The 23,732-nt window shown below is 60.2% G+C and carries 14 protein-coding genes; 7 read left to right on the top strand and 7 right to left on the bottom strand.

The features are described 5' to 3' along the window. Positions 1–3: 3 nt before the first annotated feature. Together N7U68_RS00755 and N7U68_RS00750 are read right to left on the bottom strand one after the other, a co-directional pair. Complete coding sequence (locus tag N7U68_RS00755) at positions 4–1,506, bottom strand: oligosaccharide flippase family protein (RefSeq protein WP_165198334.1); 1,503 nt, start codon at positions 1,504–1,506, stop codon at positions 4–6. Between the two features lie 8 nt (positions 1,507–1,514). Beyond that, positions 1,515–9,563: a non-ribosomal peptide synthetase gene (locus tag N7U68_RS00750; RefSeq protein ID WP_263046633.1), complete on the bottom strand. Its 8,049-nt coding sequence runs from the start codon at positions 9,561–9,563 to the stop codon at positions 1,515–1,517. A gap of 262 nt (positions 9,564–9,825) precedes the next feature. Here N7U68_RS00750 and N7U68_RS00745 point away from each other — a divergent pair, with 262 nt between their 5' ends. From N7U68_RS00745 to N7U68_RS00715, 7 genes are all read left to right on the top strand, one after another. Next, positions 9,826–11,001: a HupE/UreJ family protein gene (locus N7U68_RS00745; RefSeq protein ID WP_263046632.1), complete on the top strand. Its 1,176-nt coding sequence runs from the start codon at positions 9,826–9,828 to the stop codon at positions 10,999–11,001. Positions 11,002–11,026: 25 nt separating this feature from the next. After that, positions 11,027–11,281, top strand: coding sequence for a phosphopantetheine-binding protein (locus tag N7U68_RS00740; RefSeq protein WP_165198437.1), 255 nt, complete (start codon positions 11,027–11,029; stop codon positions 11,279–11,281). 25 nt (positions 11,282–11,306) lie between these two features. After that, positions 11,307–12,461, top strand: coding sequence for an acyl-CoA dehydrogenase family protein (locus N7U68_RS00735; protein WP_165198436.1), 1,155 nt, complete (start codon positions 11,307–11,309; stop codon positions 12,459–12,461). Between the two features lie 3 nt (positions 12,462–12,464). After that, on the top strand, positions 12,465–13,577 hold the full coding sequence (locus N7U68_RS00730; RefSeq protein ID WP_165198435.1) for a methyltransferase domain-containing protein: 1,113 nt from the start codon (positions 12,465–12,467) through the stop codon (positions 13,575–13,577). 55 nt (positions 13,578–13,632) lie between these two features. After that, a complete protein-coding gene (locus N7U68_RS00725; RefSeq protein WP_165198434.1) occupies positions 13,633–15,204 on the top strand; it encodes an amino acid adenylation domain-containing protein in 1,572 nt (523 codons plus the stop codon). 509 nt (positions 15,205–15,713) lie between these two features. Further along, positions 15,714–17,834 (top strand): YjbH domain-containing protein, encoded by a 2,121-nt coding sequence (locus N7U68_RS00720; protein ID WP_165198433.1) that lies wholly within the window; start codon positions 15,714–15,716, stop codon positions 17,832–17,834. Next, a complete protein-coding gene (locus N7U68_RS00715) occupies positions 17,831–18,535 on the top strand; it encodes a YjbF family lipoprotein (protein WP_165198432.1) in 705 nt (234 codons plus the stop codon). The genes N7U68_RS00720 and N7U68_RS00715 overlap by 4 nt, the downstream gene beginning before the upstream one ends. 210 nt (positions 18,536–18,745) lie before the next feature. Here N7U68_RS00715 and N7U68_RS00710 read toward each other — a convergent pair whose 3' ends face one another. From N7U68_RS00710 to hisF, 5 genes are all read right to left on the bottom strand, one after another. Beyond that, positions 18,746–20,098: a polysaccharide biosynthesis/export family protein gene (locus tag N7U68_RS00710; RefSeq protein ID WP_373322906.1), complete on the bottom strand. Its 1,353-nt coding sequence runs from the start codon at positions 20,096–20,098 to the stop codon at positions 18,746–18,748. A gap of 325 nt (positions 20,099–20,423) precedes the next feature. Further along, complete coding sequence (locus N7U68_RS00705; RefSeq protein WP_165198430.1) at positions 20,424–21,680, bottom strand: UDP-glycosyltransferase; 1,257 nt, start codon at positions 21,678–21,680, stop codon at positions 20,424–20,426. Continuing rightward, positions 21,677–22,321, bottom strand: a complete 645-nt coding sequence (hisH, locus tag N7U68_RS00700) for an imidazole glycerol phosphate synthase subunit HisH (RefSeq protein ID WP_165198429.1) — start codon at positions 22,319–22,321, stop codon at positions 21,677–21,679. The genes N7U68_RS00705 and hisH overlap by 4 nt, the downstream gene beginning before the upstream one ends. Before the next feature lie 20 nt (positions 22,322–22,341). Continuing rightward, positions 22,342–22,965 carry a NeuD/PglB/VioB family sugar acetyltransferase gene (locus tag N7U68_RS00695; protein ID WP_165198428.1) on the bottom strand — a complete coding sequence of 208 codons (624 nt, stop codon included), beginning with the start codon at positions 22,963–22,965 and terminating at the stop codon, positions 22,342–22,344. A gap of 3 nt (positions 22,966–22,968) precedes the next feature. Continuing rightward, positions 22,969–23,730, bottom strand: a complete 762-nt coding sequence (hisF, locus tag N7U68_RS00690; RefSeq protein WP_165198427.1) for an imidazole glycerol phosphate synthase subunit HisF — start codon at positions 23,728–23,730, stop codon at positions 22,969–22,971. Positions 23,731–23,732: the final 2 nt, after the last annotated feature.

The following is a 23,732-nucleotide window of genomic DNA, read 5'->3' as shown; positions in this document are numbered from 1 at the left end:
GCCTTATTTGTGCACCTTGCGGCGCGTGCCTAAAAACCCGAGCCGCGCAGCAATACCACCATCGGCCATGCGCGCTATACAGCGAAGGCTGTAGAGGCCGCACAGGATCGCTGCCAATACGCCCGGCACGATGGCTGCACCGGGCCAGAGCATGGCAAGAATGCGCAGCCCGGCGATGATCGCAAGCATCAGCGCCGCCAGTGTGGCCACCTTGCCCGACCATCGAAATCCGTAGTGTCGTCTGGCAATGACGGTCGCCAGCACAAGCAGGATTGCCGTCATTGCGATTTTGCCGAGCGCCAGTGAAGTCAGCCCGTAGCCTAGCCCGAGAAGCCCGGATACCGCCGCTGCAAAAGCCAGGTTCGCCAGAAACTGGGTCGTGAAATAGGCTTTGCTGTCTTGATGGGCGACCATCAAGAAACCGACGACCCACGCAGGAACCAGCAGCACGTCAGACAGAAGCCACCAGCCCATGAGAGGTGCTGCCGGTGTGAACTCGGCGGAAAAAAGCAGCGGAAGAATCCATTCTGCCGTTCCGGCCAACCCGATCAGCAACGGGCCACTGACCAGCAACCCCAGCCGAGCCTGCGCGTTTACCAGCGCGTTCGTTTCGGCAACGTTGGAGGCGCAATTCATCAACCGGGGGTAATAATCGGTCTGCATCGCGGCGATGAGAAAGCTGGTTGATAACCCCGAAATCGACAGCACCGCCTGCAACCGACCCACATCGGCGGTACCCCGATAGTATCCCGTAACTGCCAGAACAAAGGTCAGCGTTAGCAACGCGACGCTTGTCCCGGCCATGTGCGCGACCGAAACAGACACGGCTTCGCGCCATTGCTGGGGCAGAGCGCGCCAACGCGGCACCATGTCGGTCCCGGCGTTGCGCGCTACCAGAACCAGCCCAATCAGGAAATTGAGCGCAGGCGTCAGCAGAACCAGCGCAATGACCCCTCCAATGCGCCATTCCAACAAGATCACGGTGCCAATGACGGTCGCCAGCGTGATCTCGATTACGCTGAGCCATGCGAGCGGCTTGATGAAGCCGAGCGCCTGAAGCACCGCAGCCTGTGAGCCGGCCATCATCGTCAGCATGGCCCCGATGCCGATCAGCCCGCACTCCCACGCCCGCCCGGAGTCTTGAAATGTCAATTCCGCCAGCCATTCCCGCGCGAAAAATATCACCGGAACGGCGATCAGGCCAAGCAGCAGATTGCCGATGAACAGTGCTTGGCGGGCGCTTGTCAGCCGGGCAGGGTCATCTTTTGCCAGCGCCAATTGGCGCACGCCGCCGAAATTCAGTCCAAGGCCCGCAACCGACGCGATCGAGCCCTGAAGATTGGTGAAAAGCCCAAAGAGCCCGACACCGGTCGGCCCCAGCAGTGCCGCGATGATCTTGAGCCGTAAAATGCCGATCAGAATGCGCAACGCTGACGCACTACCGATGATCGTCAAGGCACGCACGGCCGCGCCCGATGCGCTGCGCGCTGGCGCTTCATTGTGCATCGGAGCGCTCAGCCTGCCGACTCTTGGGTGATGCCGTCCAATGCGGATTTAAAGCAATCGCTCACGCATTTGGCGGTTTTCGCCGTCATGCCGATGTCCCAATGCGTGTCCTCAGCGTAATGGATTGTGTGATCCGGCAGGATCGCCTGCAAGAATTCGGGGTTTCCTTCCAACGTTGCTCTGTGTTCTTCGGAGGCGATGATATCGACGCGGCCAGTGTAGGGTGTCAGGTCGTCATAGGCCCCGGCAGAGATCATCAGGCTACGCGCCCAGTAATCAAGGCTCAGATGTTCCGGCGCGCCGTTGAAGCGTCGCAGATAGCGCATTGATACGTAAATCCCATAGGCCCGCAGCGCCTTGGACCGCCGCCGGTCGCCCTGCAGATACCCATCGCCCAGCAGCAGCCGCGCATTGATTACCCGGTCACAGAGGTCAATCGCACGGCCGGCGAGCGTCTTGGCCCCACCGTTGTATGGCAGGCCCGCTTCCATGTGCATGCGCATGACCTGAAGACGCGGAATGTTCGGATCGAGCAGGGCCAGATGCGCAATCGGGCGACCCTTTGCCGCGAACTGGCGCGCGATTTCGGTGGCCACATAAGCCCCGATACAGAACGCGCCCAGCAGGATCGGCCCGGTCGGCCATCGCTTCTCGATCTGGCCAACGTAGATTTGCGCAAGCTCGGCCAGAGTCCAGATCGGCGGGGTGCCAGGGCGCATGCAGGGATGTTCCAGATACTCTGCCGGCCGATGTGCGGTCAGCGCCAGATGAAACGCGGGCGGAGGTGCCGAATAGCCAACATCGCACGGCACGATAAAAATCGGGGCTGCGTCAGTATCGCCATCGCCGGTCGCCAGATGGGCCGCAAGCGCGACAGGGCTTGGCGCCTCATAAAGCACCGTGGTCGAGAGCCGGACCCCGAACGTCTCTTCGATGGCCAATAGCAGACGGATTGCCGTCAGCGAGTTGCCACCATGATCGAAAAGAGAATCCTGCGGGCCGAAGGACGGGTTGCGCACCTCGTGCTGGAATAGTCCGGTCAGCTTTGCAACGATCGCGTCATTTGGTGCCGCCGCAGGGCGCGGCGGTGGATCGGCCGGTGCCTGTTCGATGATCGGCAGGTCGGCGGCGGCGGCGCGGTCCAGCTTGCCGTTGGGGGTGCGCGGCAGGCTGTCGTGAACGACATAGAGCGCCGGGCGCATGTGTGGTGGTAAATCCCGGGCAGCCGCCGCGCACAGCGCATTTGTATCGAGCGCTCCGCTGTGTTCGACATGCGCGACCAGCCGCAGATCGGGCTGCCCTTCACGTTGCAGGAACTGCGTCAATGCGGCCGTCGGGTCATTGCTTGCACCCGCCTCGCGCATCGCCGCGGCGACCGTTTCAGCAGGCAGCGAGCCAAGCAATTCCGGCAATGGCCGAACATCCGCAGCGGTGACAACCGCTGCCGAGATCATCCGTGTCCGCAGCAGCGTGTTTTCGATATCTCCGGGCTCGACCCGCGCACCGCCGACGTTGATCTGGTCGTCAGCCCTGCCAAGATAATTGAGCTGACGACCCGAGATGACGGCGCGATCTCCGGTTCGGAAATAGCGTGGTCCGGGCAACTCGGCAAAGGCCGGTTGATCCGCGCGGGTGCCAAATCGCTCTGCCGTCGCAGCGGGGTTGTCCGCATACCCATCCGCCACGCCTGCGCCGCCGATGATCAAGTCGCCCGGCATGCCGCTGGGCAGAATTTTGCCATCGGCATCGACTACGGCCACCCACGTCCCTGCGATCGGTTGCCCGGATGACACCAAATTGTCAGTCGGCTTGCATTGATACGCCGTCGCCCAGACGGTGGTCTCTGTCGGGCCGTATTCGTTGATCAGGGCCGATCCGGGCACTTCGTCGAAATGGCGCGTCAGTGTGGAACCGGGGCAGGCCTCTCCTGCGACGATGATATGTGTTGGCCACGCCTCTGCCGGGTCGCGCCGGTCCAGCATCGCGTTATAAAGCGTCGGGACGCAGAGCGTGTGGGTTGCGCCACTCAACAGGTGCGCGAGCGCGTCCACATCCCGCGCTTCCCGCTCGGTTGGAAATACGAGGGTACCACCTGTTGCAAGCGTCCAGAAAAGCCCCGCGACACTGCTGTCGAACGCAATGCTCGACAGCATCGCGAACCGGGTTGGTGGGGCATCATAGAAAATGTCGCGCGCATTGGTGCTGTCCGAAAGCTGCCGGTGGGTGATGCTGACTCCGCGCGGAGCGCCCGTCGATCCAGAGGTAAAGATCAGGTAGGCCGGATCGTCGGCCTTTGGGGCGGGAAAACGGGTCGTCGGGCCATTCCATCCACCACCATCAAGGCCATTTTCGGTGACGCCAAGGCAGGGAATGTCCATGGTCCCTTCTGCCGCCGCCGGGTCGTCGACGATGGCGAGGCGTGCTTTGGCGCCTGAGACAATCATGCGGACACGTTCGGGCGGATAGGTGGGATCAACCGGGACATAGACCCCACCCGCCCGAAGCACGCCCAGCATCGCGGCGATCAGATGCGCGGACCTGTCCTTGCAGACAATCACCCGGTCCCCGGAACCTATGCCCGATGCCCGCAGCCGCGTTGCGATTGCCTCCGACCACTGGCCCAGTTGCGCCCAGTTAATGCTCTGCCCGGCGCAGGTCACTGCGGTCGCATCCGGGTACTGCCGGACGTTCTCGGATATCCGATCCAGAATTAGCCGGGTATCTTTCAGGTCCGGCCCCACCAGCAGGCTCCGGTTTGCCGCCGCATCTCCGACGCGGCTTACAGTGTCGTCCGGCGACCGCACGGCACGGCACAGGGCATCTTCTGCGCGTTTGAGAATCGTATTGGCCACTTCTTGGCCGATTGTCTTGCCGGAATATTCGATACCAATATCGACAGTGTCCCTGCGCAACTCGACAAAAACTGAAAGGTCCGTCACTGCAAAGCCATTGAACGCGACCCTTTGCGTGACGATCCTGCCGTCCAGTTCGGTCGGGATCGCATCGTCGTAGGCGACCAGCACGCGCAGCGGCTCTGCCGCCAGCCCTGCGGCCCGGCGGTCCTGCAAGATTTGCGTGATAGGATAGGATCGGTGCGGCAACGCACGCCCGACAGCATTCCCCGCTTGTTGTGCAAGCTCAGAGAATTTGCTGTCCTGTGCGCAATCGAGCCTGAGTGGCAGCGGATTGAGAAGATATCCGAATAGCGGCTGTGCATCAGGGTGATCACGGGTAGAAGCGACAATGCCGATCTCCAGATCATTGCCTGTCGTGTACAGGCGCAGCGCTGCAGCGGTCGCCGCCAGAGCCAGCGAAACAGGTGTCTCTTTTGCCGCCCGCACCTCGTTCGGTGACAATGCGCTGCGGCAGGTCAGAAATCCGTCGGGCGCGTGCGTTACGGCAGGCGCGCAGAGCAGGGCGGATGGTGGCTCTTGCGATCCGCACTTGAGCCAGAAAGCACGATGCGCCGCCTGCTCTGTTTCAGCCTGCCAGTGACAAAAGGATGCATAATCGGTTTTCAACTCGGGCAGAGGATGACCCGCCAATGCGTCGATCAGCTGTGCCCAGAGGCGATCAAAGCTTTCGTGATCGCCGCTCACATGGTGGATTGCAAATGTGATGATGGTCGACCCGTCCCGTACGGGTTGAACCAGACACCGCAACAGCGGGCCCTGCGACAGGTCAAACGGAGCGGTCTGGAAATCTGAAATGGCGGCCGGGACGGCCTCGGGTGTGACCGGCTCGCGAGAGATCACGACTTTGATGGCGTCGTTTGGTTCGAGCTTGCGGCGCGGCGTTCCATAGCTCCATGACAGCGGTTGATGCTGCGGGACGACGGTCCGCAACGCGGTCTCGAACCGGGGGGCATCGACTGCGCCTGCCACGTGAAAAACCCGCGCGACATTGTACATCAGTGCCTCAGGGCGCGCCCGTTGGTCAAAGAGCAGTGTTTGCTCGCCCACCGATAGCGGCGGGGCTTCATCCGCGGGCAGCTGAGTGATGTCCGGCAGTTGCGCAGTAGGCCGGACCGCCCCCCCGGATGCCAGCAGCCGGTCGATCTCTTCGGCGAGCGCCCGCGGCGTGGTGTGGGTAAAGGCCAGATCCTCGCGGATGCGCGCGCCAAATTCGGCGCTCAGCCGCACGATCATCTCCAGCGCGGCCAGTGAATCGCCGCCAAGCGCAAAGAAACTGTCATCGACCCCGATGGGCTCGATCCGCAACTGCTTCTCCCACGCGGCGATGATCGTTTCCTCGGTGGTATTCGATGGCGCGGCGACCGGCTCCAGCGTATGGCGATGGACCCGTTCCGGCCCCGGCAGTGCCGCCATGTCAAGCTTGCCATTGCGGGTCAGTGAAAACTCCGGAACCGCCACGAACGCGGATGGCATCGCATGTGCTGGCAGGGTTTGCGCCAGAAAGGCGCGAAATTCGGCCGCCGAGGGCGCCTGCGTCACACCTTCGGTCAGTTTGATCCATGCGGTCAGAGTCTGACGTGGCGCGGGATCATAGCCGATCTCTGACAGCATTCGCGCCACATCATCCGCATCCAGATTGTCGTCCAGCTCCGCCATCGCCTCGTCGCGGGTCTTGTGCCCCAGACGCACATCCCAGGCATAGGGAACCGCGTAATTGTGATAGCCCTGCTCGATCTTGTGGGTGTGGATACCGGCGGCGTTGATCAGGCAGTTGGTTGATCGACCGGTATCCTCGGGCCGCAGCCAGGGGGTGCGCTTCGTCAGATAGTCCAGCATCGTCGTGAGATCGACATCAATGTAACGGTAGAAATCCAGATACTCGATCTGCTCGAACATCGCATCCTCCCGAAAGGCGCGGGTATCCAGCAACCGGTTGGCGACATCATCGATCCGGTGATAGCTGCGCCGCGCCCTCAGCACGGCCTGGTCGATGGCATCCGGGTCGAACCGGTCGAGCGCGAACTGTTGCGGGATCAGCCGCGTCTCAAACAGCTGTCCGCGCGACAGACCGGTGACAATCAGCGGGATGCCCAGTTTCAGCGCGCGGTTCGTGGCCAGCGTATAGATGGTCTTGAAACAACCGTTGCAGACGTTGGAATGCGTCGCCAGAGAATCGCGGAAAATGGCGTTCATCGCCGGGGTGGTCGCAAACTCATGGTCAATGCCCAACTCATCCACGATGCGGCGGATATTGTCTTTGGCCTGTTCCGAGATATAGCCGTTGTCGAGGGTCAGGGCATAGGGTGTGAACCCCAGATCGATCAGGCGATAGAGGGCATAGGTGGAATCTTTGCCGCCACTCAGCAGGTGCATGCAGTCATATTTGCCTGTTGCGTGCGCTCGGGCTACCGGCTGCCTGGCGGCCAGATCATCCTCGGTCCTGAACCAGCTACGTGCCACCGGTGCGACGCGGTCGTATTCGCGGCAGGTCTGGCAGATCCGGCCCTCATCGAACGCAACGCCTGGCACATCGTCCGGCAACCCGCAGCGCGCGCAATGCACGCGTATCGGTTTCAGCGATGGTGCCCAGCAGCCCGCTGCGACACTCGAGACCGACGGATGACACCTCAGCGCATGTTCGATTTCGGTCAGGTCGATTCGGATGCCGCCAACCTTGATCTGAGTGTCAAAGCGCCCGAGATATTCCAGTTCGCCATCATTTCGAAGCCGCACGATATCGCCCGACCGGTAGTAGCGTTTACCGTCCAGTCCCACGAACGGATCGTCACCCGTATCGCCCAGATAACCGGCCATCACGCCAGGATGGGAAATCAGCAATTCGCCCGCAACTCCCACAGGCACGCGCTGATCATAGCCGTCGACAACCCGCAGAGTTGTGCCGGGGGCCGGTTTGCCGATCAGCACATCGGTGCCGCTCAACTCCATGCCGAGGCGGTAGATCATGCAGCCGACCACGGCCTCGGTTGGGCCATATTCATTGAATATCTCAATATCGGGATTGGCGGCGCGTAAATCCTCGGCAATGCGCATGCCGAACGCTTCGCCGCCCACCACCAGCGTTTGCAGTGCGTGCCCGGACGGCATCAGCCGGGTCAGGAGCTTCAGGTGCGACGGCGTTGCCTTGCACCATGTGATCACGGGCGTGGCGGCGATCCTCGCCATCGCTTCGGCGCCGCTGCCAGAGCAGACAACCAGCCGCCCCCCGGCAAGGATCGGGGGAAAAACCGTCGTTAATGTCAGATCGAAAGTCAGCGAGCCGAACAGTGCCGCGATAGGTGGTTCCGGCGCGTCGAAAAAGGAGGCGAGCGCAAAGCGGATGTAGCGCGCCAACCCCAGATGGGTAATCGGCACGCCCTTCGGTTCCCCGGCAGAACCGGAGGTAAAGAGCAGGTAGGCTTCGTTATCGTCCTTGAGAGCCGGTAGCGGGGCGGTGGAATGGCCGCGCAGATCGTCGACCTGATCGGCAGAGGTGAACACTTGGGCAAGACCCGCCCGTTTGGCCAGCGTTTTGCGCCGCGCCTCGGGTTGGGACGGGTCGATGGGCACAAAGGACGCCCCGGCCAGCAAAATGCCGTAGATCGCGACCACCGCCTGAACCGACGGACCCAGCGCGACGCCAATACGTGTGCCCGGCCCGGATGCCTGGCCGATCGAGGCGGCCACCCCCCGCGCCCATTGCCACAACTCGTCCCCGGTCAGCGCGATGCCGTCCTGCTCGATCACGACCGCAGGGTTGTCGGCCAGCGCAGCCTTTAGCCGGTCGGGCAACAGCACCGCCGCGCCATCGATATCCGGGGCGCTTTCCCATTCGGCAATCCGCGCGTCATCCGCCGCGCTGCAGATCGACGCCGCACCTATGGGGCTTTCAGGGTCCTCCAGCATCGCATGCAAGATCACTTGCAGATGCTCCACGACCCGGCCGCGATAGTCGTCGCCCGCCGCGCCGTGCCCGATGTCCAGCACAAGGTCGAAACGCTCGGGCGTGCGCCCCTGCGCATCGGCATATCGCACCGAATGCAATCGCAGCGCCTGTCCCGCGTCCATCGCGCCACAATGCAACCACTGCACGCGGGCGGGGATGTCCCCGAACCGGTTTGGGGCGGTTTCGGGCGGCAGGACGTTGACCAGTGCCGCATAGTCTGGTGCCGGGCTGGTTCCGCGGATCGCGAATTTCAGAGTGTCGAGAACGGCCCCTGCGACCCGCCGGTGAATCGCGGCATGCGTGTCGCCTGCCGCAATCTCGATATCCACCGGGAACACCTCGACCAGGGCACCGATACAGCGGCGCGAGGTCGCGTTCGTCCGATGACTGACGGGCAGGCCAATGGAAAACGCGCATTCGCCGCTAACCCGGTGGATCAACAGGGCCAACGCGGTTGTCAACAGTACCGTATGCGACAGGTTGCCGACAGGTATGGCGTATGCGCCCTGCTCGTGCGTCTCGACCAGATTGCGCAGTCCGTCAGACAACGGAACGGCGACCTGCGACGCATAGGGGGTCGGCAGGTCGGAGGCCGGGTAAAAAGCACCGGGGCGCGGTGGCGCAATACGCTCCTTCCAATGTTGCAGCGCGCGTGCCGCCATCGGATCAGGCGCGCGCGGCAGTGCGGCCGCCCAATCATAGTAAGAATTCGGCCCGAGCAGGCTGCCATCGCCGTAGGCAGCGGCGGTCGCTTCGAACACCAGCGCGGAACTGGCCGCGTCGGTCAGTGTGTGATGGATGTTGAGATACCACGATGCGGTCTCGTCCTCGTGCTGCAGCAGGACGCTGTCATAACCACAGACGCCCATGTCGAGCGGTCGCGCAGAGCGCCGCCGCGCCCATTCCGCAACCTCGTCCCGTGCCAGCGTCATTACCTCGGCGGGACGTGGCGGATCAGCCAGAACCACGGCCGCTGCGCGTCCGTCGGACATCATTCGCGAGCGCAAGGCATCGGACGCCTGCACAACCGTACCGAAGGCCCGTACGAACCGGTTGCTGTCGATGGCGCCATTCAGATGCGCAAGCACAGCCATGTTCTGGACAGGCGCGTCCGGATGCCGTGTCTGAGACGCCCAGAGAACTCGCTGCATCGCAGATAGCTGCAACTCGCACTGGTTCGACGGTCCCGTTGCCGTCATGTCCGTCTTCTCAGAGCCATCCAACGAAGTGTTCCCCATATGCATGAATCACGATGTTAGACGACATCCAAGCTTGCGAGAAGGCTCGAATTCCAGCTGCGCGTCACTGAAGCAAATCGTTTCGCGCAGGCAAAAACGCCGGTGATGTCGCGATTGCCTTCGGAAATCGAAGCTTGATTGGAGGGAGTGATTGATTAAACTGATCGTCAGGTCCTCGGATGCATCCCGATGCTGTTTAGAGGTATTTGAAAAGGATTTTTCTATGCGCCTGAGGCCGCTGATTTTATTCGTCTTGGCTATTGTGATTGCCCCGACACTGGCAACGGCCCACAGGAAAGGCGAAAGTTATGTCTACCTGAATGTGGGCGAGGCATCGCTTTCCGGTCGGTTCGAGATTCTGCTCGACGATCTGGGGAACGCCATGGCGCTTGACGACAATGGGGATGGCACGGTTTCCGTGCAGGAATTCGAGGCGCATAGTGCAGACATCTATGCGCGGATGCAGCCGAACCTGACATTCTTCATAGGCGATCAGAGCTACCCCGTCGAAATCACCGGGCACGACTTTGTTCCCGTGGGTTTCGGTATCTTCGCCACGCTGAATTTCACCACCGCGGTCTCTCAGGCCATGCCTGACGCCATCGAAATCGAGCACCGGCCGTATTATGCGGGCGGCGGGCCGGAACAACCGGTGCTGCTGATTATCGAGAGCAACGCGCGCTCGGGTCTTGAGGGGAACGAAGCACGGCACCTGTTGGTCTTTGCATCCGAAACCGAACGCAGAAGCGTAGATCTGACGGCTGCATCCGCACTTGATATGTTCAAGAGCTTTGTCATCTACGGTGCCAAACACATCCTGATCGGTTACGACCACCTGTTTTTTCTGCTCGCTCTGCTCTTCCCTGCGGTTCTGGTCTATCGTGATCGACACTGGGATGCAGTGGAGGGGTTGCGTCCGGCATTGATGAATGTCGTTGCGGTCGTGACGTTGTTCACCATCGCACATTCTATCACCCTCAGCCTTGCCGCACTTGAAATCCTGAGGTTGCCCGAACGCTTGATCGAATCGCTGATCGCAGCGTCCATCGCCATCGCCGCCGCTGCAAACCTGATCGCGGCACCGCGTCGCCAGATATGGATCGTGATCTTTGGGTTTGGGCTGCTGCACGGGATGGGCTTTGCCAACGTTCTGGCCCCCTACGGCGTCGAGCCGACCAATATCGTCGTCACGCTGTTCGCCTTCAACGTCGGGGTGGAATTGGGACAGATCCTGTTCGTCGTGCTATGTGTCCCGCTGCTCTACATGCTGCGAAAGTCGCGGCTTTACGTGCCGGTTGTACTTTACGGCGGCTCATCGTTGTTGATCCTGATCGCGCTCTACTGGTTTGTCGAGCGAGCATTCGGAGTTAACATGTCTGTGTCCAGCCTGCTGCCTTGAGCACTGTCCAAAAAGGGGATGCCATATGACCGAAACCGAGGACGCGTCTGTGCGCGCAGACATCCGTGCGTATCTCGCCGGGTCACCACTCGCCGGGCATGAATTTCAAGACGGGGACGAACTGCTACTCAGCGGGTTGCTGGATTCGCTGTCGGTGATGCGCCTGGTGGCATTTCTGGAAATGGAGTTCGGGATCACCATCCCACCCGAAGACATCACTGTGACCAACTTGGCGAGCGTTGATGCGATGGCGGCATATCTCGCCCGCGAAAGGGTCTGAGCTGATGGTGGGTAGGGGAGAAGGAATGGATTTCGACCCAACCGATGAACAGCGCGCGCTATGTGCATCGGCACAGGAATTTGCGCAAAGCACCCTGAACACCGGACTGGCCGAGCGCGACAGGCGCGGCGCGGGCCAAGAGGACGGCTGGCGCGATTTGTGGCAGAAATGCGCGGACTATGGCCTATTCGGTCTTTGCATCCCGCAGGAATATGGTGGCGCAGGGCACAGCACCCTGACCACGATCATGGCGCTCGAGGCGATTGGCCGGGGTTGTGCCGACAATGGCCTGACCCTTGGGATCAATGGTCAGATCTGGGCGGTTCTGAAACCGATCATCAGTTTCGGAACGGACACGCAAAAGCGGAAATACGTGCCCGGCCTCATCGACGGGCGTCTGGTCGGTGCGCATGGGCTGACCGAGCTTGAAACAGGCTCTGACGCCATGAGCCTGAAAACCACTGCCGAGGCCCGCGATGGCGGGTATGTCCTGAACGGCACCAAGGCGTATATCGGCATGGGGCCGGACTGCGATCTGGCGCTGGTCTTTGCCAGCACGGCGCCGGATCACGGCGCATGGGGTGTTTCCGCCTTTCTGGTCGAAGCGGGCGACGTAGGGTTCGAGCGCGGCCAGCCCGAAGAGAAGATGGGCCTGCGGTCGGTGCCGCTAGGCGGGCTGCGCCTGACTGACTGCTGGGTGCCCGAGGATCGGCGGCTGGGGCCGGTCGGTGCGGGCATGAGCATTTTTCAGCACACGATGGAGTGGGAGCGCAGCTTTATCTTCAGCAGCCACGTGGGCGCGATGGCACGACAGTTGGACGAATGCGTGTCGTATTCCCGAAGCCGCGAAACCTTTGGCGCACCCATCGGTGACAACCAGTCGGTGTCGAACCGTCTGGCCGAGATGCGTCTGCGCCTCGAGACGTCGCGCCTGCTGCTTTATCGCGCCGCGTGGCTGAAGGACGTGGGTCGTCCTTCAGCATTGGAAGCCGCAATGGCCAAGCTGCACATTTCCGAAGCCTTTGCCGCGTCGAGCCTTGATGCGGTTCGGATTTTCGGCGGCCGGGGGTATCTTAGCGCCGACGGTATCGAGCGCGATCTGCGAGATGCGACCGGCGGGCTGATATATTCCGGAACGTCTGACATCCAGCGCCAGATCATCGCCCGGTTGTTAGGCTGACGGATGGCGGATCGGCCTGCGGGACCTTTTGCGCCGCTGTCAAAGGCCGAAGTGCAGGATCACCTGATCAAGGCAATCCATGACCATCGGCTGGAAAAGGAAGTAGAGATGCTGCTGGCCCTGCCGCCAGCCGCCATCGTAGACGATGCTCGGGCCAGTGCTTTGACAGTCGTCGCAACCCTGGCAATGATCGCTTCGGAAACCCAGCAGGCGCAGCAGGCGATTATTAGACACCTTGCCGCAATGGAGGTTTCGGCGCAGCCCGAACAGGCCGGATCTGCGCAATTCCAGATGTTCACCCAGCGGATTCCTGCAGACCGGATCGAAACGGCGCTACAGGCAGCGGCGGCAGAGGGGTATGCCGTTCCGAACGTATTCGGGCCTGCGGCACTTCGGGCGCTGCGATACACGCATGGCGAAATCGCTCTGATGAAACGCGATGCGGTCACGACACGGATGACGCTCCGGTGGGGCAGGGTGCTGCCGCGCGCCATGGCCCGTATCCGGCGCGGCCTGTCGCCGGGGCTTGCGGATTTCGCCGCCGCATCTCCGCCCGCATGGCTCTGGCCCACCTATTTTGCGATAAAACCGGTGCGGGTGGTCCGCGATATTATGCGCGGTGGGGGCAGACAGGCGGCGCGCGGTCGCTATGACCCCGGGATCAACCTGGGGACACCACTCCCCCTCGTCGCGCCACTGCTCAAAGTTGCTGGTGTCACCGAAGCTGACACGCTGTTCGATTTCGGATGTGGAGATGGCCGGATCGTGACCGAGGCCGCACAGAGCCGAAACTGCGCTGCGATCGGCGTTGAGCAGGATTCGAGCCTTGCGGAAATTTCGCGCGCAGCGGTGCAGGCCGCAGGCGTTTCGGATCGCGTCCGCATCATCACCGGCGATGCCGCAGCAGCAGACATCGCCGAGGCCACCGTCGTCTTTCTGTTTCACCCCATGACCGCGTTGAAACCCCTGCTTGACCGAGTGCGCACGGAATTGCGCCCCGGTGCCCGCATTCTGGTCCATGAACAATCGCCGCTGGCACCGGGGTTGCACCCTGATCTTTCTGTGCCAGTCTTTGCCGCAAATGCGCTGACGGTCGCACATATCTGGTACTGTTGACCGATCCACCACGCGGCGCTTTGCCGGGACGGCAAGAACACGGAGGATGAACGCAATGAGAGTGAACTTGCTGCACGAGATGATTGACCGATCGGCAGATCGAGACCCAGAACAGGAAGCATTCCGATTTCTGGGCAATAGCCTGACATATCAGGCGCTGGCGAGCCTCAGTTCCCGGCTTGCAGGTGTGTTGATGAATCACGGCGTGCGGCGGGGGGATCGCGTTGGCATCTACATGAACAAGGCGCTGGAAACACCGGTTGCGATCTTCGGTATCCTCAAGGCCGGCGCCGCCTATGTACCTATTGATCCAGGCGCGCCGGTCGAGAGAGTCGCGACCATGCTCCAGCATTGCGGTGTGCGCCATCTGATCACCGGCAACGACAAACGCACCCAGATACAGACGCTGCTGGACGGCAAGGCAGGGCTCGACTGTGTCATTGGCCTGTCCGACAGTCCCAAGGGAGGCGTGCAGAGCATTAGCTGGGACGCAATCCGGGACGCGCCGCCTGTCGCACCCGCAAAGGTCATCCCCGAAGATATCGCCTATATCATGTACACGTCCGGCTCGACCGGAAGGCCAAAGGGGATCACCCATACCCATTCCAGCGGGCTAAGCTATGCGCGGGCCATCGCCGATCTCTACGCCATCACAGCGTCCGACCGCTTCGGCAACCACTCGCCTCTGCATTTCGATATCTCGCTCTTTGACTATCTGTGTGCCCCGCTCTGCGGAGCAACGACAATTATCATACCCGAACCCTACACCAAACTGCCGGCGAGCCTGTCGGAGCTGATGGAGACAGAGCGCATGACGGTCTGGTTTTCCGCGCCCCACGCGTTGACCCTGCTATTGCTCCGCGGTGTGCTGGACAAGCGCGACCTGACCACCCTGCGATGGGTGATTTTTGGCGGAGAACCGTTTCCGCCGAAATACCTTGGGGCGTTGATGGCGCAATGGCCCCACGCGCGTTTCAGCAATTCCTACGGCCCGGCCGAGGTGAATATGTGCACCTATCATCATGTGGATGAGCCTGTGATCGAAGCCACCGAGACCATCCCCATCGGGCGCGCCTGGGGCATCGCCGAAGCGCTGATCGTGGACGAAAACGATCATCAGGTGGTCCCCGGTGCGCCAGGTGAATTATTGATCCGTTCCCCAACCCGGATGCGAAGCTATTGGCGGGCGCCCGCGCTGAACGCGGCTTGTTTCTATCGCCGCAACGTGACCGATGACATCGAGGACGTGTTCTATCGTACCGGTGATATCGTGGCTGAGGACAGCGTACATGGCATGCTATTTCTTGGGCGCAAGGACCGGCAAATCAAGATCCGCGGCTTTCGGATCGAGCTGGATGAGGTGGAAGCCGTACTCGCCGAACATGACAGTGTCGAAGAGGCCGGCAGCTACACCGCCCGCGACGGAACCGAGATCGAAGCAGCGGTCACGATACACAATCACAGTTCTGTTGCGGCCGATGATCTGCTGCGTCATTGCGCCGACCGGCTACCGCCCTATGCCATCCCACAGGCTGTGCACATCATAGACGCTTTTCCGCGCACGACTTCGCAGAAGATCGACAGGCGCGCGCTTGCGGCGCAGTTCGATGCCGAGGAGACTGATTGAGGAACGTTGCGCGATGCAGAGATGGACGGGACCGCAAGGGGGGTAAGATCAAGAGATGCATGAGAATTTCGATCCTTAAGACCTGCAGGAAACCCCCGAACTCAGTGCTGAGGCGAAAAGGCGAAGTCGAAAACTGCGCACACCAGGCCTTTCTCAAACTCGAAAAGATGCGACTGATTGCAGGTTGGAAACGGGCCAACCTCAAAGTATTTGGTAATGCGCTAATGGCGCGAGCAAAGTAGTCACCGCAGATATGCATTGGGTTTTCATCATGGCAGATCCCATGCTCAAAGGGATGGATCATGCAAGTCTGTGGCATGACAGATAGCATCTCCGTTGATTGCGGAGGATATACGAACTCCTACCGTGATGATCCTGCATCGCTTCGCAGTAAAACCAGTACCGTTAGTGTCGAATGGACCTAGGGTTTTGGATCGTGGTTGTTTATGGTCTGGAAGAATGGGCACCAAACACGAGGGTTCGAAGTGATAGGCAAGCATCCTGTTGTCATGGCTGCAGCAACGGCTCTGCTTGTCAGTGCACCGGTGTTGGGTGGCGCGGATAATCTACAGACGACCCAGACAAATATCTATGGGACACCCGGCGGGCTGATCGATATGCCGACCGCCGAAGTTGCGCCTGAGGGACAGCTTTCCACAACGCTATCGGCTTATGGCGCGGGCAATAATCTGACCACACGCACGACGCTCAGCTTTCAGATTCTGCCGCGATTGAGTGCCAGCTTTCGCTATTCGGGGGTAGGTGGCCTACTACCCGAGCCTGGGCGGCCCACGTTTGACACACTCTATGATCGTAGTTTCGACTTAAGCTATCGGCTAATCAACGAGGGGCGTGTTCGGCCCGCGTTGACCATCGGCCTCCGCGACCTTGCCGGGACTGGCGTGTATAGCGGCGAGTACCTCGTTGCCACAAAATCCATCGCTGACCGGTTTCGGCTTTCCGCTGGGGTGGGCTGGGGACGGCTGGGAACCTACGGCACCTTTAGCAGTACCGGCAATCGTCCCGCGGTGACGCTCGGCAAGGGCGGCATCCCCAGCTATGATCGCTGGTTTCGCGGCGATATGGCGGCTTTCGGGGGCTTATCTTGGCAAGTGACACAGAAGCTGAGCTTTGCAGCTGAATATTCCTCTGACGGATACCAGCGGGAGGTGCGTGCCAATGCCTTGGAACGCAAGATCCCTTGGAATTTTGGCGTAGGCTACAAGGTTAGCGATAGCCTGCGCCTGAATGCCTATTCTCTTTACGGCAGTGAATTCGGTGCCGGGCTGACACTCAGCCTCAATACACGAAAGACTGCGGTCAAGGGCGGGCTGGAAGGGGCGCCGCTGCCGGTGGCGCCACGCGCACCAGGCAGTGCCGCCGATCTGGGCTGGACCACCGACCAGACCCGTCAAGCCCAAGCGATCGGCTCGCTCAAGGGATTGTTGGATCGTGACGGGATCAAGTTGCACGGACTACAGATCGAACCGAGAAGTGCCCATATCCAGATTCGCAACACCCGCTTTGATATGCGCGCTCAGGCGGTGGGGCGCACTGCGCGGGCTATGTCCCGCTCTCTGCCCGCCTCGGTGGAGACTTTCACCATCACCCAGATGATTGAAGGCCAGCCGACCACTTCCGTCACCATGTCGCGAACTGATCTGGAACGGTTAGAGAACGCGCCCGCCACTCAGATACTAGCAGCCAGCAGGTTCCAGGATGGGGCAGTGACCGATAACGGTGTCACGCTGATGCCGGATGCCTATCCGCGTTTTGACTATAGTATTGGGCCTTATCTGCGTTTTTCGGTCTTTGATCCGGAAAACCCACTGCGCTACTCTGCCGGGATCAAGGCCAAGGCTGAATATCACATTGCACCGGGTTGGATTGCTGCGGGCTCGGTCTCGCAGAAGATTATCGGCAATCTCGGCGACATCACGTTGCCAGGGCCCTCGGGACTGCCGCGGGTGCGCTCGAACGTAGCCTTCTACAACCAAAGCGACGAGCCGACGATAGACTATCTGACGCTTGCCAAATACGGCCGCCCAGCCAAGAATTTCTACAGCCGCCTGACAGTGGGATACTTGGAGCGGATGTATGCCGGTGCCTCGGCCGAGTTGCTGTGGAAGCCGGTAGACAGTCGCTTTGCCTTGGGCGTAGAGGTCAACTATGTCCTGCCTCGCGCCTACGACCAGCAGTTTGGCACCCGCACAAGGGCTACCCCCACCGGTGTGATCCCTGAATGGAACGGGCATGTCTCGGCCTATTACGATGTCGGATACGGGTTCCATACGCAGCTCGATGTCGGGCAATATCTGGCCGGTGATTTTGGCGCGACCCTGTCGGTCGATAGGGTTTTTGCCAATGGCTGGAGCGTTGGTGCATACGCCACCAAAACCGATGTCAGCTCGGCCACTTTTGGCGAGGGTTCCTTCGACAAGGGTATCCGAATCGTGATCCCGTTCTCGTGGGGAACTGGCTCGCCGAGCCTCCAGAAATCCGAGACCGTGCTGAAATCGCTGTCGCGTGACGGTGGCGCACGCCTGGAGGTCGATGGCAGGCTCTACGACAAGGTCAAGGACACCCATCGTCCTCAGATGGCCAAGACTTGGGGGAAATTCTGGAGATGAGTCCTAAATCCATCCTGCGCGGCGGCACCCTCTTTGCTCTCGCCTGCCTGAGTCTTGCTGCCTGCAGCAACAGAGAGAGCAGCGACGTGACCGCGACCGATATGCTCAAGGGAACGTTCTCTGCCATCTTCAAACGGGGTGGGCCGAAAGCGCCAGACCCGAATCTGATCGCTCAGACCGCCGCTAAAATTCTTGCCACAACCTCCGGCCAGGTGATCTTCATTGCCATTCCATCCCGTGATGCGATGACCGTGATGCAAGAGATCGAACGCAACGGTCCCTATGTTACCTTTGGCAGTTCCGACCGGCGCAGCATCACCCTCAAGGGCGGTATCGTGACCGCCACGCGTGGCCTCGGCAACGACCTGATGTCATCAGATGTTGACGCAGTCGCAGCGATCATCCGCGCGCGACAGGACGGCGCAGCATCCCGGGTAAACCGCTATCTTGATGGTGAGAACTACACCGTCGCGCTTGATCCTTATTGCCAGATTAAATCCGAGGGCGGCGAGCAGGTGTCACTGGGCGAAGTGCATACATCCACCACCAGAATGCTGGAATCATGCATCGCAGATAAGGACGAGTTCCGCGACACAACGTTCCAGAACAGCTATCAGGTTACGCCCGGCGGGCGGATCGTACAGTCACGCCAGTGGATCAGTCCGTTGAACGGATATATCGTAATCCAGTCGCTGCGCTAACCGCAACAGACACCGTTTCTAATCGCATAGATGAGAGGGTCGCAAACCCGATGGCAGAGATGTGCCGTCAGGCCCGGCTCCGTTTGAGACCGTTACATCCAATAGCTCTCTCCAGAGTGTCCCTATTCTGAACGACCTGTCAGAAACACAAAAGGCCGGGCAATTCTGCCCGGCCTTTGCATCAGATAAGTCGTTCTCTGGCTCTGTTGCCTACTGCACCGCGAGCGCGCCACCCGTAGTGAGGATCGACGGTATGAACTGCTGCAACACGCGGTTCCAGCGGGTGATCGGTTGCTCGGCGATAAAGATCACGTCATTGGGACGCATCTGCATCTTGGTGGCCAACAGGAACTTGCTGGCATCAGAGCCATTGAGATGCCAGGCGGTGACCAAATCCGGCTTGCCCGGTTCCGGTGAGCCGCGCAGCACGTATAGTTGGCTGGGATTGGCTGTTTCATTGCGGAAACCATCGTTGTCGAACAATGCGTCCGCCAGCGATGCGGTCTGACCGAAAGGCAGCACGAACCGGCTGGGCTTGACCACTTCACCAGTCAGATAGACATAATCACGGTCCACCGCATCAAACTCGATTTGGGAGCGGAAGTTGTCACGCGATTCCTGCAATACGGCGCGGCGCAGGCTGACTTCGGAGTTCAACTCGTTCAAAGCCTGAATGCGGGCGGTCTGACGGAATTGGGCCAGTGTGATCTGTTCTCGGAAATAGGCTTGTGCCTTGTCCAGCTCATATTCGGTGTCGACAAAAACGCTGTCGCCATCCACCAGCCGGGCCTTTTGCACAGCCGGGCGGCGCAGATACTCGTTCAGCGGGATTTGATAGAGTGTGCCGTCGCGGTACAGCCGGATCGAGGCATAATCCAGATCCTTGGTATTGATCCCGCCAGCGGCGGCCAGCGCAGCATCAAGCGTGAGTGGCGTCAGTGTCACCGGTGCCACGGTCGGTTTGGCCACGGCCCCACCCAATGAAACGCGCTTGGAGTTGAACTCGGCAATCTCAAGGCTGAACGTCGGGTCGATCTGATTTTCGACAAGGCTCTGGAACAGCTGCGCCTCTGCCTCTTCCAGCGTAAGACCGGCGATCTGAACGCGCCCCACATCCGGGATAGCGATCGCGCCATCATCTTGCACGGTATAGCCTTGGCGGCTGTTCTGGGCTGCAAGAAGGCCGCTCAATTCCTCGACAGTGTTTCCCGGTGTCTTGGTTGCCAGTAACAGCACATCCCCAACACCGATCTCGTAAGGGCCGGGATTGACGTTGGGTGGCAGGCGCATCTCTAACGCGGCAGGCCGGTTCTGACGATCAAGCGACGCAGGTGGCGTTGCCCCTGCTCCACGCAGTCCGCCACCGCCACCGGCATTGGCAAAGAAGACGCTGGGCAATTCCTTGGGTCGGTAGGAAGAGCCGTTGGCGACCCGGACACTGTCGGCAGTCAGAGGTAACACTCGCACCTTGCCATCGGTTTCGGTGACACGCGGCGAGATATAGGCAACACCGCATCCAGTCAGCGTCACAAGACCAACAGCGAGTATAAAGTATCTCAACATCATGTTATCCCTTTGTGCGATCCGCGATTTTCACCGCTCTACCCTCGTTTGCACGAAATCCACTGCAAGCTGCAAGTCAAAGAACCCACCTAACTCTGATAAAAGTCCCCGCTTGTTACAGGAAGGCCGCATTGAGAGGTTTCGTGATGGGTCAGAAGCCATGCGTTTTCGTAAAATGCCTGAAAAATGCAGAATCTTCTCGAAATCATTGATCTGGCCCAAGGATAAATCGATCGCGACATAAGTCTGTGACAGACGATTCTGGACCTGATTTTCGCTTGGCGGTCTGAGCGGTGTTCCGCCCGATTAAGTCGGTGCGGGCAGCTTAATGCAGATAGTGTTCCACTTCGGCAAGAATTCTTGAAACGGCCGTTCTGGGACGTTGGCCCTCGACATCGCGCCTGCCGGTTCTGATTTCCTTCAGCGCCACGGCGATTGCATCAAAATCCTCTACGGCAGTGCTCATGCCGAAGTCGCCGAACGGAGCGTCTTTGCTGAAGACCGAGCATTCCACGCTCAGAACGGGCGTTCCGGCAAGATAGCCTTGCAAGCCAACGGTTGAGCCGATGACAATCACGACATCAGCGGCATGGACCAACGCATTAATATCATCCGACCGAGGACTGGCATAGACACGCTCACCGGTCGCGATGGCCTGATCTTCACTGGGGTGTCGGCGGATGATCAACTCGTATTGCGGATCAGCGTCGATCAATTCGCGCAGGTGATATTCCAAATCACGCGGCAGGGCGGGATTAGCCGGTTCACCGGTAAACGGGTGCTTTTCTGGCTCGGGCGAGCTGGCGTAGAGCAGGCTGATCCTGCCATCCTGACCCCAGCCCCGATCGTCGCGCAGGCGCTGTCCCGCCGCGATCGTGGCGGGATCATACAGGCTGTCGAATGCTGGATTCCCGGTCACGACGATATCCTCGGCAGGCCGTCCATGATTGATGAGCATTTGTCGGACGCTTTCATCGAAGACGAAAAGCTGTCGGCCAAAACCAGGTTTTTTGAGCCAAGCCACTTCTTGTAGTGCGAACATATCCACCAGACACAGCGCCGGTATTCCCACTGTTCCGGCCGCGTCGATGGCAGCCTGTTCCGATCGTGGAGAGTTCGTGGCCATGATCAGTCTGGGCGCCAGATTTTCCAGCACACGGATCATGGTGGGCAGCGGAAAGAAATGCTGCCGCCCGCCGTTTTCCCACGCCTGATCCGTCTCTTCGGGCCCCAGCCTGGCGACCATGTCCAGATAATTTATGCCCAGATAGGCTTGGGTTTCGGCGGCGGGAAGGACGTTGTTTGCAGGCATCTGTGCTGCCAGGCGTTGACCGGTGGCGATGACCGCCTGCTCGCGCGCTTGTGGTAGATCCGCATAGGTGAAATAGGGCAGGCCGGATTTCTCGACGACGGCGGCGGCAGTTGTCAGCGCGAAAATGCAGATATTTTTTCCCGCGTCATGCAAGGCCTGCGCTACGGGCAGAATTGCCTGAATATGCCCGCCCCCATAGCTAACGAAGAGAACATCCAGACTGCCAGACTGCGGGTAGCCGCGCGCTGTACTCGGTGTGGGTGATATCATAACGCCAGAAAACCGGCCAGAAAGGCTTGTCCGCCATTTGCAGAGCGTTCGGGATGGAACTGAACGCCTGTGATATTATCGCGCTGTATGGCGGCAGTCACATGGCCGGTACCCACGGGTACTGTCGCGGCGACATCGGCAGGATCAGAGGCATCCACTGAATAGCTGTGTACGAAATAATAATCCGTTTGCGGAGGCGTGGAGGCAAACGGCGTACCCTGCCAGCGGTCCTCTGTAGTGGGAACCGGCGTATTCCAACCAATCAGCGGCACGCGCAGTTTTTCGCCCGTCTCGTCGGCCAGATCAATACGCGTCACCTCACCCTTAAAGAACCCCAGTCCTTCATGTGTACCATATTCCTGCCCGCGCTCCATCAACACCTGCATGCCGACGCAGATCCCCAGAAAGGGGCGTTCCGTCGCGATGAATTCGCGCACGATGTTGTCGAGACCCATATCGCGCAGCGTATCCACCGCTTTGCCGAAGGCACCCACGCCGGGCAGGATGACCCGGTCGGCCGCCAGAATGATATCCCGGTCGGCACTTAGTTCCACGTTCGTTCCGAGCTGGCGCAGGGCCTGCATGACGGAAAAGACGTTTCCGATCCCATAATCGATCACAACACAAGAAGGCGATTGCATCAAAATGTCCTTTTGCTTTTCTATTCCACCTTGCGGGCCGGCAGACCGATATATGTGCCAGGCGCGCTTATATCACGGGTGACCACAGCGCCAGCGCCCACAGTCGTGCCATCGGCAATCGTGATCCCCTGCAACACGGTCGCATTGGCGCCGATCCAAACATCAGCCCCGACATGTGCGTCCCCGGCCACGACAGCGCCCGGCGCGATATGGCTGAAATCACCAATGTAACAGCCATGTTCCACGATCGCACCATTGTTGATGATCACGCCTTCTCCTATCCGGGTTTCGGCATTGACCACCGCCCCGCTGAGAACGACGGTGCCAAGCCCTGGTGGCGGTGAGAAATATTGCCCCGGATCAGCGATGAACGTGGTTAACCGACAGCCAAGTGCACAAGCCTCAACCTGATATTTGCGCCGCACATCTGCCGCCCCGATTGTGATCAGCAAATCATGCGCCGCGACATCGCGCAGATCAGTGAAATGCACATGAGCTTCGCCAATCATGGTCCCAACCGGCAGGCTGCCATCGGCAAAGACGGGCATCACACCGGTGATTTGCGCAATCTGCGCCGCGATCCCGCGCCCATGGCCGCCGGCACCGAATAAGCAGATAGCAAGAGAATCCGGGCTGCCTGTCATCGGTCAGGTCAGGCGGCGGACAAAGCAGTCATTGGCGTTCAGCGTGTCGCGCAGATCAGACATATTCAGCTTCTTCCAATGCAGCGCCTGCGCGACAGACGCCGCCGAAGCCTGAGTTTTGTCGATCAGATCGGACAGATGGTCGGTGGTTCCCAGACCGCCACCACTAACGATCGGAATTCTCACTTGTTCGGTCACCAGTCGGATCAGGTCCAGATCGTAACCGTGCCCCAAGCCCTCACGGTCAATGGAGGTGATGATCAATTCGCCCGCGCCGCGCTCTTCGGCTTCCTTGGCCCACTCGATGACGTTGCGCCCAGTGTGGTTACGCCCGTTATCTGTCATTGCCAGCCAGCTACCCTTGTCGCGGATCGCTTCTATCGAGACAACAGTAGCCTGTGCCCCAAAGCGGTTGGCGACATCGGTGATCAATTCGGGATTGCGCGTGGCCGCAGTGTTCAGCGCGACCTTGTCAGCCCCACAGGCCAGCATGGCGCTGACATCCTCAACTGTGCGGATGCCGCCGCCGACCGTCATCGGCACGAAGACTACTGAGGCGACCTTACTTACGATGTCATGCAAGCTGTTGCGCTCGTACAGGCTCGCAACGACGTCCATGAACAACAGTTCGTCAGCGCCGGCATCGGCATAGGCTTTGGCGTATTCCGCCGGGTCGCCGACCTTTCGCCAACCTTCCATCTGGACGCCCTTGATGAGCCATTCCATCTTGACGTCGAGCCGCGGAATGAGACGCAAATTACGCATGA

Source organism: Roseovarius pelagicus, assembly GCF_025639885.1.
Classification (GTDB): domain Bacteria; phylum Pseudomonadota; class Alphaproteobacteria; order Rhodobacterales; family Rhodobacteraceae; genus Roseovarius; species Roseovarius pelagicus.
This window is presented reverse-complemented; position numbering and strand designations above follow the sequence as displayed.

What these genes read in the sequence shown, in the direction of transcription:
- N7U68_RS00755 (WP_165198334.1), bottom strand. Translation starts at nt 1,506, where the DNA reads ATGCACAATGAAGCGCCAGCGCGCAGCGCATCGGGCGCGGCCGTGCGT.
- N7U68_RS00750 (WP_263046633.1), bottom strand. Translation starts at nt 9,563, where the DNA reads ATGACGGCAACGGGACCGTCGAACCAGTGCGAGTTGCAGCTATCTGCG.
- N7U68_RS00745 (WP_263046632.1), top strand. Translation starts at nt 9,826, where the DNA reads ATGCGCCTGAGGCCGCTGATTTTATTCGTCTTGGCTATTGTGATTGCC.
- N7U68_RS00740 (WP_165198437.1), top strand. Translation starts at nt 11,027, where the DNA reads ATGACCGAAACCGAGGACGCGTCTGTGCGCGCAGACATCCGTGCGTAT.
- N7U68_RS00735 (WP_165198436.1), top strand. Translation starts at nt 11,307, where the DNA reads ATGGATTTCGACCCAACCGATGAACAGCGCGCGCTATGTGCATCGGCA.
- N7U68_RS00730 (WP_165198435.1), top strand. Translation starts at nt 12,465, where the DNA reads ATGGCGGATCGGCCTGCGGGACCTTTTGCGCCGCTGTCAAAGGCCGAA.
- N7U68_RS00725 (WP_165198434.1), top strand. Translation starts at nt 13,633, where the DNA reads ATGAGAGTGAACTTGCTGCACGAGATGATTGACCGATCGGCAGATCGA.
- N7U68_RS00720 (WP_165198433.1), top strand. Translation starts at nt 15,714, where the DNA reads ATGGCTGCAGCAACGGCTCTGCTTGTCAGTGCACCGGTGTTGGGTGGC.
- N7U68_RS00715 (WP_165198432.1), top strand. Translation starts at nt 17,831, where the DNA reads ATGAGTCCTAAATCCATCCTGCGCGGCGGCACCCTCTTTGCTCTCGCC.
- N7U68_RS00710 (WP_373322906.1), bottom strand. Translation starts at nt 20,098, where the DNA reads ATGTTGAGATACTTTATACTCGCTGTTGGTCTTGTGACGCTGACTGGA.
- N7U68_RS00705 (WP_165198430.1), bottom strand. Translation starts at nt 21,680, where the DNA reads ATGATATCACCCACACCGAGTACAGCGCGCGGCTACCCGCAGTCTGGC.
- hisH (WP_165198429.1), bottom strand. Translation starts at nt 22,321, where the DNA reads ATGCAATCGCCTTCTTGTGTTGTGATCGATTATGGGATCGGAAACGTC.
- N7U68_RS00695 (WP_165198428.1), bottom strand. Translation starts at nt 22,965, where the DNA reads ATGACAGGCAGCCCGGATTCTCTTGCTATCTGCTTATTCGGTGCCGGC.
- hisF (WP_165198427.1), bottom strand. Translation starts at nt 23,730, where the DNA reads ATGCGTAATTTGCGTCTCATTCCGCGGCTCGACGTCAAGATGGAATGG.